Source organism: Aestuariivirga sp. (genome assembly GCF_044238155.1).
Classification (GTDB): Bacteria; Pseudomonadota; Alphaproteobacteria; order Rhizobiales; family Aestuariivirgaceae; genus Aestuariivirga.
In genome coordinates this window covers 1-14,927 of the sequence record NZ_JBIIDX010000087.1, presented here as the reverse complement: position 1 = coordinate 14,927, position 14,927 = coordinate 1, and the positions used below count along the sequence as shown (strand labels likewise).

Annotated in this window: 12 protein-coding genes; 9 read left to right on the top strand and 3 right to left on the bottom strand. The window is 62.4% G+C overall.

Annotated elements, in window-relative coordinates; all coding sequences use genetic code 11:
- Nucleotides 1-208: 208 nt before the first annotated feature.
- From ACILRN_RS10375 to ACILRN_RS10350, 6 genes are all read left to right on the top strand, one after another.
- A complete protein-coding gene (locus tag ACILRN_RS10375) occupies nt 209-811 on the top strand; it encodes a response regulator transcription factor (protein ID WP_395688013.1) in 603 nt (200 codons plus the stop codon).
- A gap of 186 nt (nt 812-997) precedes the next feature.
- Nucleotides 998-2,131, top strand: coding sequence for an aminomethyltransferase family protein (locus tag ACILRN_RS10370; RefSeq protein WP_395688012.1), 1,134 nt, complete (start codon nt 998-1,000; stop codon nt 2,129-2,131).
- Between the two features lie 15 nt (nt 2,132-2,146).
- Nucleotides 2,147-2,752, top strand: coding sequence for a dimethylamine monooxygenase subunit DmmA family protein (locus tag ACILRN_RS10365; RefSeq protein WP_395688011.1), 606 nt, complete (start codon nt 2,147-2,149; stop codon nt 2,750-2,752).
- Entirely contained in the window at nt 2,749-3,714 is a 966-nt protein-coding gene (locus ACILRN_RS10360; RefSeq protein WP_395688008.1) for a PDR/VanB family oxidoreductase, read from the top strand. Before ACILRN_RS10365 ends, ACILRN_RS10360 begins: the two co-directional genes overlap by 4 nt.
- A gap of 13 nt (nt 3,715-3,727) precedes the next feature.
- On the top strand, nt 3,728-4,771 hold the full coding sequence (locus ACILRN_RS10355) for a heme-dependent oxidative N-demethylase family protein (RefSeq protein ID WP_395688006.1): 1,044 nt from the start codon (nt 3,728-3,730) through the stop codon (nt 4,769-4,771).
- 32 nt (nt 4,772-4,803) lie between these two features.
- Nucleotides 4,804-6,144, top strand: a complete 1,341-nt coding sequence (locus tag ACILRN_RS10350; RefSeq protein ID WP_395688004.1) for an NAD(P)-binding domain-containing protein — start codon at nt 4,804-4,806, stop codon at nt 6,142-6,144.
- 39 nt (nt 6,145-6,183) lie between these two features.
- Here the strand turns inward: ACILRN_RS10350 and ACILRN_RS10345 are convergent, their stop codons facing one another.
- Nucleotides 6,184-8,523 carry a DUF1989 domain-containing protein gene (locus tag ACILRN_RS10345; RefSeq protein ID WP_395688002.1) on the bottom strand — a complete coding sequence of 780 codons (2,340 nt, stop codon included), beginning with the start codon at nt 8,521-8,523 and terminating at the stop codon, nt 6,184-6,186.
- Nucleotides 8,524-8,792: 269 nt separating this feature from the next.
- Here ACILRN_RS10345 and ACILRN_RS10340 point away from each other — a divergent pair, with 269 nt between their 5' ends.
- Complete coding sequence (locus ACILRN_RS10340; protein WP_395688000.1) at nt 8,793-10,559, top strand: APC family permease; 1,767 nt, start codon at nt 8,793-8,795, stop codon at nt 10,557-10,559.
- Between the two features lie 81 nt (nt 10,560-10,640).
- On the opposite strand, the gene ACILRN_RS10335 is transcribed toward ACILRN_RS10340, so the two are convergent.
- Nucleotides 10,641-11,798: a Gfo/Idh/MocA family protein gene (locus ACILRN_RS10335; RefSeq protein WP_395687998.1), complete on the bottom strand. Its 1,158-nt coding sequence runs from the start codon at nt 11,796-11,798 to the stop codon at nt 10,641-10,643.
- Between the two features lie 24 nt (nt 11,799-11,822).
- Nucleotides 11,823-12,941, bottom strand: a complete 1,119-nt coding sequence (locus ACILRN_RS10330; RefSeq protein WP_395687996.1) for a Gfo/Idh/MocA family protein — start codon at nt 12,939-12,941, stop codon at nt 11,823-11,825.
- 114 nt (nt 12,942-13,055) lie between these two features.
- Between ACILRN_RS10330 and ACILRN_RS10325 the strand changes: the two genes are divergently transcribed.
- Both ACILRN_RS10325 and ACILRN_RS10320 read left to right on the top strand, forming a co-directional pair.
- Complete coding sequence (locus ACILRN_RS10325) at nt 13,056-14,045, top strand: PfkB family carbohydrate kinase (protein ID WP_395687994.1); 990 nt, start codon at nt 13,056-13,058, stop codon at nt 14,043-14,045.
- Nucleotides 14,046-14,055: 10 nt separating this feature from the next.
- Entirely contained in the window at nt 14,056-14,898 is an 843-nt protein-coding gene (locus ACILRN_RS10320) for a 5-deoxy-glucuronate isomerase (RefSeq protein WP_395687992.1), read from the top strand.
- The last annotated feature ends 29 nt before the right edge of the window (nt 14,899-14,927 follow it).

Genomic DNA, 14,927 nt, shown 5'->3' with positions numbered 1-14,927 from the left:
TACCCGGCATGCGCATTCTCCCGTTTTTGTCGTGTCCGGACCCTTCCGGACCGCATGGTCCAGTTATGACCGGGTGGGGAAGACTTGAAAACACTCGAAAAACCAGCCTATTGGCGTCTATACGGGTTGTTTTTTACCCACCTGAAAGTTTTGTAAATGATCCTTGTCAGAACGGATACCTACCCGTTAGTATGGCCTTGTGAGCGAATTGCGCAGTTTGATCATTGCTGATCCCAACACGATCATGCTTCAGGCCCTGTCGGACCTGTTCGAGCGTGACCCGCGCTTCAGCCTGGTCGCTACCTCCAAGACGGCGGAGGGTTTTCTCGAAAGCTGCCTCAGGGTTCCGGTTGACATCGGCATTGTCGACTGGGCCATTCCGCAGCTCGGCGCCGAGCGCTTGCTTGCCATCCTGCGAGACCGGCCGAATGCGCCCCGGATCATCGTTTTCGCCTCGGACGGCGATCCGGACGTGCCGCGCCGCGCCATGGCAGCAGGCGCGGCAGCTTTTTGCACCCGGGACGCACCCGAACAGCAACTCCTCGACATCGCAACCAGCGTGGCCACGGGCCGCATGGTGTTTCCATTCATGGATGTGCGCAGCCTCAAGCGCGACCCGCGCGAAACGCTCACCGAGCGCGAAAAGGCCATGCTTGCGGCTCTGGCCAGGGGCCGCACCAATACAGAACTCGCCGCCGAGCTCAACATCTCCATCAACACGGTGAAATTTCACCTGCGGAATCTCTACGAAAAGCTCGACCTGAAAAACCGTTCCCAAGCCATCGCCTTTTTCTACGCCAACGAACGATAGACCTTTGCGATGATCGACCGGCCCGTTCCGGGCAGAGCGCCACATGGCAGGCCCCGGCGCAGCCCGATGCCGTCTTGAAGTCCCCGCCGTAACGCTGCGTTCGGCGATTTGCCGACTTGCGATTCCCGGATTCCGGTGTAAGCTCCAAGAAAATTTAATTCCACACAGGAAACGAGGAGACGTCTGATGCCTTTGTCATGGAGATTTTCCGCTCTCGCCGACCGCCACCGCGCGCTGGGGTCCAAGCTCGAGGACTGGAGTGGCATGGGCACGGCCTGGACCTATGACAAGGACATCTACGCCGAGCACATCGCAGTTCGCACCAAGGCCGGACTGATGGACGTGTCGGGTCTCAAGAAGGTCCATCTCGTCGGACCTCACGCCATCGCGGTGCTCGACTACATCACCACCCGCGATCTCACCAAGGTCTATCCCGGCAAGTCCGTTTATGCCTGCATGCTCAACGAGCGCGGCATGTTCACTGACGACTGCATCGTCTATCGCACGGGTCCCAACTCCTGGATGCTGGTGCACGGGTCAGGCTCGGCGCATGAGGAAGTCGTCAAGCAGGCGATGGGCCGCAATGTCGCCGTGCTGTTCGACGACGATCTCCACGACCTGTCTCTGCAGGGTCCGGTCGCCGTGGATTTCCTGGCACAGCACGTCCCGGGCATCCGGGATCTCAAGTACTTCCACCACATGCAGACGACGCTGTTCGGCGCCCCCGTGATGATCTCGCGCACCGGCTACACCGGCGAGCGCGGCTACGAGATCTTCGTGCGCGGCCAGGATGCCCCCATGGTTTGGGACACGATCCTCGACAAGGGCAAGTCGATGGGCATCATTCCCGTCTGCTTCAGCGTGCTAGACATGCTGCGCGTTGAAAGCTACCTGCTGTTCTATCCCTATGACAATTCTCAGATGTATCCGTTCCCGGACCAGATCCCGGGCGATTCGCTGTGGGAGCTGGGCCTCGACTTCACGGTAAGCCCCGGCAAGACCGGCTTCCGCGGCGCCGAGGAGCACTACAAGCTCAAGGGCCGGGAACGCTTCAAGATCTTCGGCGTGCTGGTTGAGGCTGACGGTCCCACCGATCTCGGTGACGAGATCTGGGCGGATGGAAAGAAGGTTGGCGTCATCACCTGCCCGAGCTACTCCAAGCTCACCAAGAAGAGCATGGGTATCGCCCGCCTCGATGTGCCCTACGCCAAGCAGGGCACGCCCCTCGAGGTCCGGGGCAAGAACGTCAAGGCGAAGGCCATCGCCCATACCATCACCTTCGATGACCCGGAGAAGAAGAAGCGGACAGCGGTAGGCTGAGGAAAGTCGCGGCGGATGCTGGTTGCAGGTATCAAGAGCCGCCCGGTTTATGGTGGCCTGAATGTGGACGCGAACGCGAGGCGGCATCTCTTCGCGCTCGAGGGTGAAGGGGCGCTTGCCCTGATGGAGGCAGCGGCCAAGGCGGGAAACAACTTCCTGAAAACCGCCGACGTGCTCTACGTCGCCACGGGCTCGCGCGCCGCCGAACACGACAAGGCGCTCGCCGCCCTCGGACCAGACACGATCTGGCAGGCGCCCTCGGTTCCGGTCCTGCTCAACCGTCTCAACGTGATGCTGGGGCAAACCCACATGGGCACGCGCCTTTACCTTGCCGGAACTGAAGGGTTCATCGGCCAGGCCATGCAGGTCGCCCTGAACCACGGCATCGACTATGGCTCCATCCGTTGCGAGCATCGCGGCTCGATGGCCAGGCGGGTGCAGTGCGTGCATTGCAAAGGCATCACCGAGAACGTGACGACGAGCCCCTACATCTGCACGCATTGCGGGCTCTCGCTTCTGGTGCGCGATCATTATTCGCGCCGCATCGGCGCCTTCCAGGGCGTCAACATCGATGCCGAGGAACCGGGCACGGCCCCCCACCCGGAGGAACTCTTTCCTTGACCATCAACACCGAAATGAAGGTTCGCGTGGCGAAAATCACGCAAGTGGCCGACAAGGTCAGGCGCTTCCGCTTCGAGCGGGTGGACGGCCAGCCAATGCCGGTGTTCTCGGGCGGCGCCCATGTCATCGTGTCGATGCGCGACGGACCGGTGCTGCGCCGTAACCCCTATTCGCTCATGTCACCGCCCGGTGACACCAGCGGCTACGAGATCAGCGTGTTGCGGGTCGAGAACTCCCGCGGCGGATCGGCCTTCCTTCACGAGAAGCTGAAGGAGGGCGACACTCTGGTGCTGAGCCAGCCGGTGAACCTTTTCCCCTTCGACCACCGCGGCCGTAAGCACATCATGATGGCGGGCGGCATCGGCATCACTCCCTTCATGGCCATGATGGACCAGATGGAGCTCGAAGGCCGTGCCTTCGAACTGCACTATGCAGTGCGCACCCGCAGCCACGGCGCCTACTGGAAAGAGCTGCAACAGCGCTACGGTGCACATCGCGTCAAGATCTACTGCGACGAGGAGAAACTGTTCATTCCGGTGGATGATATCCTCCAGAATCAGCCGCTTGGCACCCACCTCTATGTGTGCGGGCCGGCGGGTATGATCAACGGTGTGCTGGGCAAGGCCCGGAGCCACGGCTGGCCGAAGGAGAACCTGCACTCGGAGGAGTTCCTCGCGCCGCCGCCAGGCAAGGCATTCCAGGCGAAGCTGGCGCGTTCCGCACGCACCATCGATGTTGCGCCCCACCAGAGCATCCTCGAGGCCGTCGAGGCTGCTGGCATCGACGCGCCATATCTCTGCCGTGGCGGCGCCTGCGGACAATGTGAAACGACCGTGATCTCCTGCGAAGGAGACATCGAACACAACGACCACTTCCTTGAGCCCGATGAAAAGGCTTCTGGCAGGAAAATCATGATCTGCGTTTCACGCATCAAGGGCAACGCCGTCACGCTCGACCTTTAGGAGACCTACCGGCATGAACATCAATTTCCGGAACGAAACCTTTCGCGAAGACTACACCTTTCGCAACAGCCCGGAGTCGATCCGCCGCTTCCCGTTCCCCTTCCATGAAGACAAGTACATGTATGCGGTGAACATGGAGCCGCATGTGGCAGCCGGTCCTCCCGGCCATGCCTACAACAACCCGATCGACGTCGATGAGCATTATGTAGCCGAGATGCGTGATCGTGCGCTCGTACTCAAGGAAGATCCGCTGCGCTACCAGGCGCTGCCACATATGATGGCCGCGCAGTGGGACACGCTCGAACTGTTGATGGAGCATCAGGCCGCCGCCTATCCGGAACACTTCTCGCTCACCAAGGACGGCGATCGCTGGCGCTGGATCAACCGCCCCCTCGGCATTGACCAGACCTTCACCTTCGGCGATGCGGCCAGCCTGCCGATGGAACCATTCGAATTCATCACCCGCCAGGCGCAGGGTGACTTCTGCATTGTGGACCAGCGCGATGGCAACCTCTGGATGGACGCCGGCATGGTGACCACCCAGGCCGACTGGTCGCTTGATTTCGACGTCGGCATGAACTTCTTCGAATGGCACGGGCCCGTGCCACTGGCCCACGAGATCGGCGTGTTCGAGCGCGCGCTGAAGTTCCTGCTCAATCTCCAGCAAGGCAAGCCAGTGCGGCGCCTCAACTGGACGATGACGATCAACCCACGGCTCGACACCAGCCCGGAAAACTATCACAAATGGGGGCCCGATCGCGCCACGGTGACGCCGGAGAATGTCGGCAACAAGGTTCACCTGCGCTGTGAATTACAGAGCCTGTGGCGTCTGCCGCGCTCCAATGCCATCCTGTTCGTGATCCGCTGCTACCTGATCAAGATGGAAGAGCTGGTCACCATCCCGAAGTGGGGCCGCCGCTTCCACCGCGTTCTGCGCGACCTGCCGCCCGAGCTCATCGACTACAAGGGCCTCACCCGCTACCGTCCAGCGACAGTCGAATGGCTGTCGGCACATGACGACGGCAAACCAACCAGCCCCGGCATCTATCCGGATTGACTCACAAGAACGCTACCACCGAGGGAGATGACATGACCAGAGTTGCAGTAATCGGCGCCGGACCGTCAGGGCTTGCGGCGCTCCGCGCTTTCCAGTCCGCCAAGAAGAAGGGAGCCAAGATCCCCGAGGTGGTCTGCTTCGAGAAGCAGGATGACTGGGGCGGTCTGTGGAAATACACCTGGCGCACCGGACTCGATGAATATGGTGAACCCGTCCACTGCTCCATGTACCGCTACCTCTGGTCTAACGGACCCAAGGAGTGCCTCGAATTCGCCGACTATACTTTCGAAGAACACTTCGGCAAGCCCATTGCCTCCTACCCGCCGCGAGCCGTGCTGTGGGATTACATTGTGGGCCGGGTCAAGAAGGCTGGCGTGCGCAAGTGGATCCGCTTCAACACCCCGGTGCGCATGGTGGACTACAGCAAGAAGAAGAAGAAATTCGCCGTCACCGTCCACGACCGCGCCAATGACAGGATGTACACAGAAGACTTTGACTACGTGATCTGCGCATCGGGCCACTTCTCGACGCCGAACGTGCCGTTCTTCCCTGGCCTTGATTCATTCAGCGGCCGCGTGCTGCATGCCCATGACTTCCGCGACGCGCTGGAATTCAAGGGCAAGGACATTCTCATCGTCGGACGCAGCTACTCCGCCGAGGACATAGGCTCGCAGTGCTGGAAATATGGCGCCAAGTCCGTCACCACCACCTATCGCTCGAAGCCGATGGGCTTCAAGTGGCCGTCCAACTTCGAAGAGCGGCCGCTGTTGCAGAAGGTCGTGGGCAAGACAGCCTACTTCAAGGACGGCAGCAAGAAGGATGTGGACGCCATCATCCTGTGCACCGGTTACCAGCATCACTTCCCCTTCCTGCCCGAAGAGCTGCGCCTCAAGACCGCCAACCGGATGTGGCCAGAAAAGCTCTACAAGGGTGTCGTCTGGCAGGACAATCCCCGCTTTTTCTACATCGGCATGCAGGACCAGTTCTACACTTTCAACATGTTCGATGCCCAGGCCTGGTACGTGCGCGACATCATCCTGGGCCGCATCAAGCTGCCAAAGGCCGATGCCATGGTAAAGGACTGGAAGAAGTGGCTGAAGCGCGAGAAGAAGCTCGCAGACGCCGAACAGATGATCTGGTTCCAGGGCGACTACGTGAAGGAACTGATCAGCGCCACCGACTATCCAAAGTTCGACATTGAAGGCGTCAACAAGACCTTCATGGAGTGGGAGCATCACAAGATGGACGACATCATGGGCTTCCGCAACAACGCCTACCGCTCGCTGATGACCGGCACCATGAGCCCCAAGCATCACACGCCGTGGAAAGATGCGCTGGACGACTCGATGGAAGCCTATCTGCGCACCACCTGAACTGCCCGAAGGCCGGTCCGCATGCCGGACCGGCCATGCTCATCCGCGCGGGCGGGTCTTGTCCGGGTCATAGTGCGCAAACTTGACGATCCGGGCAGGCAGCCGTTTCTGCAGGCCATCGAGCTTGCCGATTTCCACTTCGGTTCCGATCTCGGCGTTGAGCGCATCGACCCGGGCCAGCGCGATCGTCTGGCCGAGAATGGGCGAGCGCATGCCGCTGGTGACCACGCCCACCTGGGCCCGGCCGATGTGGACGCAGTCGCCATGGCCCACCGCCTCGTTTGAGTCGATCTCGAGGCCAACGAGCTTGCGCCGCGGGTTCTCCTTGCGCTGGATGAGTGCCTGCTTGCCAATGAAGTCGTCCGCCTTGGTCTTGAGCGGCACCGTAAAGCCGATGCCGGCTTCGAAGGGGTCGGTTTCCGAGGTGAACTCATAGTTGGCGAAGATCAACCCCGCTTCGATGCGCACCATGTCGAGCGCCTCGAGACCCATCGGGCTGATGCCATGCTTCTGGCCCGCCTCCCACACCGCATCGAACACGGCAATGGCATCCTTCGGGTGGCAGAAGATCTCATAGCCGAGTTCGCCGGTGTAGCCGGTACGAGAGACAACCACCGGCGGACCCTCGAAATGCCCGATGCGGCCCACTGCGAAGCGGAACCATTCGAGCTCGCCGATGGCAGGCTGGGCCGCCGACGTCCAGATGATCTCCTTGAGCAGGGCGCGGCTGTTGGGGCCTTGTACCGCGATGTTGTGCAGCTGATCTGTGGAGGATCGCACCCAGGCCTTGTAGCCTTTCTTCTCGGCCTGTTCGCGCAGCCAGATGCCGGAATAATCGTCACCGCCGATCCAGCGGAAATTGTTCTGGCCGAGGCGGAACACCGTACCATCGTCGATCATGCCACCGTTCTCGTAGCACATGGCGGAATAAACCACCTGCCCCGTCGACAGCTTGCGGATATCACGCGTCAGGCAATATTGCAGCAGCGCCTCGGCATCGGGCCCCGTCACCTCAAACTTGCGCAACGGCGAAAGATCAAGCACCACGCATTTCTCGCGGCAGGCCCAGTATTCGCCGATCGGCCCGTCATTGTTGAAACGGGTCGGCAGCCAGTAGCCGCGGTATTCAGTGTAATTGCGGGTCAGCGCTGCAAGGCGCGGGTGAAAGGCAGTCTCGCGGGTGAGCTGCACGTCTGCATCAGGTGTCATGCGATAAGCCACTGCTCTGGAGAATTTTTCGGTTGCTGCGTAGGTGCGCACGTGAATGTCGGTAGGATCCCAGCCATTCGCCGCGTCGATGTCATCTGGACAGGAGGAAGACACGCAGACGATGTCGGTCAGCGCGCGCATCAGCACATAGTCGCCCGGACGCGACCATGGCTCGTCGAGGTAGAGCTGGTTCTGATGGTCGATGTTGGTGTTGTAGAAATAGTTGATCGCCTCCCAGCCCTTGCGGGCGGCGACGCCGTAGGGCGCAAGCGCCTTGTTGAAGTTCTCCGTGCAGTTGACATGGCCGGGATAACCCATGTCATCGTAATAGCGGCTGTTGCAGGCGGTGGCGAAGGCGTCATGGCGGCCCACCGTGTCCTGTACGATCTCGACGAGGGGCTCGAACTCGCGGTCAAAGGCCTTCGACGGAAGCCCCGGCGTAGGGTAGCTGCGCCCGAGCAGCGTGCGCGTGACGGTCGAGTCGAGCGCGAAATCCAATCCCTTGTCGACCTTGCGGGCGGCCAGCGCCTGAAAATCCGTACACTGACGGCCTGATACGTCGATCACCTGGATCCACTCGCCCGCCCGCACCAGATAGGCGCTGGCCGTCGCCGCAGCGATCCGAATGTCCTGCAACGGATCCGCCAGGGGTTCGGGCAAGACTTCGAGCACCTGTCCCGCCGGCCTGGCAGCGCGCGTGATCCGCAATTCGATCCCGGTCGCCGTGTCCTGTGCCTCGGGCGACATGGGCTGGCCCGGCGCGGCCACGATCAGCAGTCCGTCGCGCGCCACCACCAGCCTTGCCGTGCTGCCCGCCGGACTCTGGCCTCCGAACAGACGGGAAGCGCGCGCCCGGCCGGGGTCTATGTTGCGCCGCCGCAACGCTGCAAGGCTGCGCACCGCCCCCTCGCTGGCGCCGGCGAGCATGGCCTTGAAGCCCGTCGCATCGCTGTCGCCTGCGGCGCCAAGTGCCGTAGGGTCAAACTGGCCGGTACCATCGCAAAACATGACTTCGCAGGGCTGGCCACCTTCGGTGTCGGTGAGTTGCAGTTCGTCACCTTCGCCAACGGCGACCACCACGCTGCCACCGCCTGCAACCGGATAACGCTCGACCCGCGCACCAAGCCTGCGAAGGCCAGGCCGCAGGATGCGACTGGCAGGAGGCGGCATGTTGCGTTGCAACAAGTATGACATCATCTCATTCCTGAAATTTGCCACCAGCGGGTAACCCTGTCCAACGCCAATGCCGATTTACCATTAGCCTAGTTTTTCTTGACCGTCGATATAACAACATTAAACGTAGTTTCCGGGGGTTAGAGGGGGGACAGCGGCGTTTACGCTCCGCAACCTCGTAACCTTTTGCCTTGTCTCTGTCGCATTCCTGAACACATCGGGGCGGCAGCAAGGTGAAAACCGGGATCAACGGAGGAAACGACAAAATGTCAAATAACGCAAACTCGGGCGAACTCGTCCGGGCACTGGACTGGAAGGGAGCCTTCTGGGTCGCGGCTGGTGTGCCGCCCCTGGTTCTCTTCTCCATCGGCGGCATCGCCGGAACGACGGGCAAGCTCGCCTTCCTCGTCTGGATCATCTCGATGGTGATGGGCTTCCTGCAGTCCTTCACCTATGCCGAAATCGCCGGCATGTTCGGCAACAAGTCAGGCGGCGCCTCGATATACGGCGCCACGGCCTGGCTGCGCTACTCGAAGTTCATCGCGCCGCTTTCGGTGTGGTGCAACTGGTTCGCCTGGAGCCCGGTGCTGTCGCTGGGCTGCGCCATTGCCGCGGGCTACATCCTCAACGCGCTGTTCCCCATTCCGGCAGGCGACTCGCAGATGGTCATCGACTGGATGACGGCAAACGCCAGCCAGTTCACCGCGCAGACCCAGTCGGTCATCGACTATATGGCGGCCAATGCCGGCATTGCCGAAGCTGACGCCATCAAGGCGGTCGCCACCCAGGCAGGCGTCGAGGCGCTCACTCCGGCGATCCGCACATGGGAAGCCTTCAGCATCCCGGTGCCAGGCCTTGGCAGCCTGCATTTCAACTCCACCTTCGTGATCGGCGTCATCCTCATGCTGATCATCTTCGCGATCCAGCATCGCGGCATTGCCTCCACGGCGGCCGCCCAGAAGTGGCTGGCCATCATCGTGCTGGTGCCGCTGCTGCTGGTTGGCCTCGTGCCGATCTTCACTGGTGCGATCGACTCAGCCAATGTCACCGGCCTCGTGCCGCCCACCGCCGCCTATTCGGGCGTTGATGCGGCTGGCTGGACGCTGGGTGGCTGGACGCTGTTCCTCGGCGGCCTCTACATCGCCGCCTGGTCCACCTACGGCTTCGAAACCGCGGTGTGCTACACGCGCGAGCTCAAGAACCCGAAGACCGACACCTTCAAGGCCATCTTCTTCTCGGGCCTTCTGTGCTGCGTCTTCTTCTTCCTGATCCCCTTCTCCTTCCAGGGCGTTCTGGGTCTCGAAGGCATGCTGGCGCCTGGCATCGTCGATGGCACGGGTGTGGGCGAAGCGCTTGGCAACATGGTTGGTGGCGGCAAGGTGATCACCCAGATCTTCGTGATCCTGATGATCCTCGCGCTGTTCCTGGCCATCATGACGGCCATGGCCGGCTCCTCGCGCACCCTCTATCAGGGCTCGAAGGATGGCTGGCTGCCGCGCTATCTGACGCATGTCAACGAACATGGCGCACCAACCCGTGCCATGTGGACGGATCTCGCCTTCAACGTGTTCCTGCTGGCTCTGGCCTCAGACCTCGCAGGATACTTCTTCGTCCTGGCGATCTCCAACGTCGGCTATATCATCTTCAACTTCCTGAACCTCAACGCCGGCTGGATTCACCGCGTGGACTCCGGCCATGTTGCGCGTCCGTGGAAGGCGCCCACCTTCCTGATCGGCGTCAACACGGTGCTGGCCTTCGTCAACGCCCTGTTCCTTGGTGCTGGCGCCAAGGTCTGGGGCTACAACACCGCGCTGTGGGCAGGCCTCATCTTCGCCGCGCTCATCATCCCGGTGTTCTACTTCCGCCACTACATCCAGGACGGCGGCAAGTTCCCCAAGGGCGCACTTGAGGATCTGGGCCTGAAGGAAGGTGACATGGGCGAGCGCAAGGCGGGCATGTGGCCCTACCTGACGCTCATCGCGGGCGCGGTTCTCGTGCTCTGGGCGAACTGGTTCTTCGTCCTGCCCGCCTGACGGCGCAGTACGATTGATCAAAGGAGAGGGGCCGCCTGATAAGGCGGCCCCTTTTCATTTCTGACACAGAGCCAATGGCCGCTATCTGAACATCGGCGGCCGCGCATCGACCCATTGGCCCATGGCCTTGCCCGACTCAACCACCGCCGCGATAGCCGCCATGGAGCGCAATCCATCCTCTGCCTTGGGATACTGGTCGGCCACCGGGTCCGGCGCGCGGCCCGAGGCACGGGCACGAATGCCGCTGGCCAGATCACGATAGATGTTGGCGAAGGCCAGCGGCATGCCCTCGGCATGGCCAACCGTCACATGGCTGGCGCGGTCGGCCTCGGGCGAGAGATTGCCCTCGCCGCGCTCGATCACCTGCAGCCTCTGGCCAAGCGGCATCCAGTAGAGCTGGTTCGGCTGTTCCTGCGCCCAGCGCAGCCCACCCTTCTCGCCGAATACCTGCAGTGTCAGCCCGTGCTGGCGGCCGATCGCCACCGAGGAGGTCCACAGCCGCCCCACCGTTCCGCCCGACATGCGGAAATTCACCATCGCATCGTCCTCCAGCTGGCGTGAGGCGATGAGCGATACGATATCGGCGGAGAGCCGCTCCACCTCCTGCCCTGTCACATAGCTCGCCATGTGCATGGCATGGATGCCACAGTCAGCAAACTGCGCCGAGATCCCGGCCTGCGCGGGGTCATAGCGCCAGCGCACCCTTGGATTATCCGCATTGGCGGCATCGGCATGATGGCCATGTGCAAACTCAGCCACGACGAGCCTCACGCGGCCAAGATCACCGCGCGCCACCATGGCCCGCATGTGTCGCACCAGCGCATATCCCGTGTAGCCGTAGTTGACGGCACAGATGCGGCCGGTCTCGCGCGTCAGCCGGACGATCTCCTCGGCCTCGGCAACCGTCACCGTCATCGGCTTCTCGCACAGCACATGGAATCCCGCCTTGAGAAATTCCCGCGTGATCTCGAAATGAGTGGAATTGGGAGTTGCAACGGTGACGAGGTCGACGCGGTCAGGCCGCTTCGCCTCGCCGGCCAGCATCTCGCGCCAGTCGCCATAGCTGCGATCGGCAGCAAGCCCCAGCGACCGGCCGAAGGCACGGCCTTCGGCCGGGCGATGATCGAGGGTGCCGGCCACGAAGGTGAACTCACCATCAACGGCCGCGCTCAGCCGGTGCGCAGGCCCGATCTGGCTTCCTTCGCCGCCACCGATCATGCCCCAGTTCAACTTGCTCATTTCGTGTGGTCCCCGTTCCAGCGTTCAGTGTTCTGTGTCGAGCGAAATCCAGCGGCCATCCATGGCAGATCGCGCTGCGGCATCGGCGATGCGCCAAACCGCGAGCCCATCATGGAAGCTTGGCCACTGCGGCACTCCCGCCGCGATGGCGGCCAGAAAATCCCGCGCCTCGATGATGATCTGGTCCTGGTAGCCGGTGCCGTGGCCGGGGCCCTGGCAAAAGGCCAGATAGTCCGGGTGGACGGGGCCTGTCAGGATCTTGCGGAAGCCGCGTTCGGCCTCGGGGCCCTCGGCGCGGTAGAGCCACAGCGCATTCTGGTCTTCCTGGTCGAAGCGGATCGCACCTGCCGTGCCATGCACCTCGTAGGCGTAACCCATCTTCCGGCCAGTGGCGATCCGGCTGAAATAGAGATGTCCCATGGCACCAGTCGCGAAGCGGCACATCAGCTGGGTATGGTCATCATTGGTCACGGCCTCGGGGCCAGCTGCGCCATTGCGCGTGGCGTGCACCGTTTCCACCATTGCGGAGAGCGAGGCCACGGGGCCCATCAGCGCCAGCGCGCAATTGAGCATGTGGGGGGCAAGATCGCCCAGCACGCCATTGGCCATGCCGCGCGTCCGCCAGGTGGCCGGAAGCGCAGGATCGGCAAGAAAATCCTCCGTATGCTCACCGCGAAACCACGTCACCTTGCCGATTGCGCCTTCGGCGATCAGCTTGCGGGCAAACTGGGTGGCCGGCGTGCGCACGTAGTTGAAACCCACCATATGCGCCACGCCGGAGGCTTCCGCCGCACGGGTCATCGCTTCGGCATCGGCCAGCGAAGCCCCCAGCGGCTTTTCGCAGAAGACCGGCTTGCCGCGCGCGAAGGCGGCCTCGGCAATGACCCGATGAGTGTCCTGCGGGCTGGCGATCACAACGGCTTCCACCTTCGGGTCCGCCACCAGGTCCCGCCAGTCGCCGGTCGCGCGAAGAAACCCGTAGTCTGCGCGGTAGCGCTCTGCCGTCATGGTGCTGCTGGCGGCAATCATCTCCAGACGGGGCCGCAGCACCGTGTTGAAGACTGCACCGACAGCTGACAGCGCCACTGCATGGGCCTTGCCCATGTAGCCGCCGCCCACCACCCCGATCCCAATTTCCGGCATGCGCCGACCCGCCACGCGTTTGGAGGAAGAATTTGCAACACTTGCAGATTTTCTATACGTCTCCCGGGGTCCGGTGCAACGTGAAATTCGAAAGCTGCGGCAAGGAGTTGAGCCATGAACCTGGCTGATGCCAGAGAGCGTCTGCGCGGCAACGGTTTCGCTGTTCTGGGCCGCGCCGGCATGGACTTCTATGCCGATCCACCCGGCACACCCATTGCCGCGGCCTCCCGCTTCGTCTCCCATCTTGGTGGCTCGGCTGCCAACATCGCGGTGCAGTTGGTGAAGCTCGGCGCCAGGGCGCAGCTGCTCAGCTGCCTGTCCGATGATGCCGTAGGGCGTTTCTGTCTCGCCCAGCTCGAACACTATGGCGTAGGCTGTGACCACATCTGCATGGCGGGCGGCGGCCTGCGCACCTCGCTCGCCGTCGTCGAGACGCGGCTGGAAAACTGCCAGTCGGTCATCTACCGCAATGGAGCAGCCGATTTTGCCTTTTCGGTGGAAGACGTGGCAGGGCTCGATTTCGGCGCCGAAGCCGCCCTCATCGTCACCGGCACAGCGCTCGCTGCACCCGGTTCTCGCGCAGCCACCATGGCGGCACTGGCGAAAGCCCGTGCCGCAGGCCTCGTTACCGTCATCGACATCGACTACCGGCCCTATTCCTGGGAATCGGAGGATGCAGCTCGCGACGTAAACCTCGCCGCAGCCCGCGCTTGTGACCTGGTAGTCGGCAATGATGTGGAGTTCGGCCTTCTGGCGGGCCAGGGCGGGGATGGCCTCGCCATGGCGCGCAGCCTCGTTGCCAAAGGCGCTGCCGCGGCCATCTACAAGATGGGTGAGCTGGGTGCCGTCACGATATCGGGCGATGAGGAATTTCGCACCGGCATCTATGCGACGAAGGCCCTCAAGCCCACCGGCGCAGGCGACGCCTTCATGGGTGGCTTTCTCTCCGGCCTGGCCAGTGGCCTTGATCTGCGTAATGCTGTGTTGCGCGGTTCGGCGGCGGCGGCCATCACCGTGTCGCGCGTCGGCTGTGCGCCTGCCATGCCTGACGCGGCAGAACTGCAATCCTTCCTTGCCTCCACACCTGAACCTGCCTGCAGCTGAGAGAGCACGAATGCACATTCCTCCGCACGACAATCACAACCGGCCCATCGTCGATGTCGATCACCCTCTGGTGCCTCTCAACTACTTCAACATCGTGCGGCTGAAGCGCGGCGAGAGCTTTTCCTATGCCGTGCCGGGCTACGAGACCTGCATCGTTCCGGCCACTGGCACGGTGGTGGTCGAGGTGGGCAGTGCCCGTTATGCCGACCTGGGCGGTCGCGGCATCGATGTCTGGGATGGCGAACCCGAAGGCGTCTATGTGCCAACCGGCATGACAGCTCGCTTCACCTGCCAAAGCGATACGGCCGAAGTCTTTGTCGCAGGCGCCCGCTTCGATCAGGTGCTGGAGCCCTTTGCAGTGCGCGCAGCCGACATTGACATCGTGCAATATGGCTCCGACGACACCAAGACGCACCGCAAGATCAAGCACATCTTCGGCACCAAGTATCATGGCCGGGTCGGCCGCCTGCTGGTGTCGGAGCTGTTCACCGTGGGGGCTGGCGGCTGGTCCGGCTTTCCCAGCCACAAGCATGACACCGACAGGCTTCCCGAGGAAAGCCGCCACGACGAGACCTACAACTTCCGCTTCCGGCCCTCCTACGGCTCGGGCCTGCAGATGCTGCAGCGCGTCGACAACGAGCCAGGCGATGCCTACCATGTGATGAACGGCTCAACCGTGCTGATCGACAGGGGCTATCACCCCTGCTGTGCATTGCCGGGCTATGAGATGTACTACTTCACCATTCTCGGCGGTCTGAGCCAGCGCAGCCTGAAGCAGTATTTCCAGCCCACCCACGCCAGCCAGCTTCACACCATTCCCGGCATCATGGACATGGTGGCCAAGTTCAAATGACCCGCGCCACGCTGAGCGACGTTCTGCGG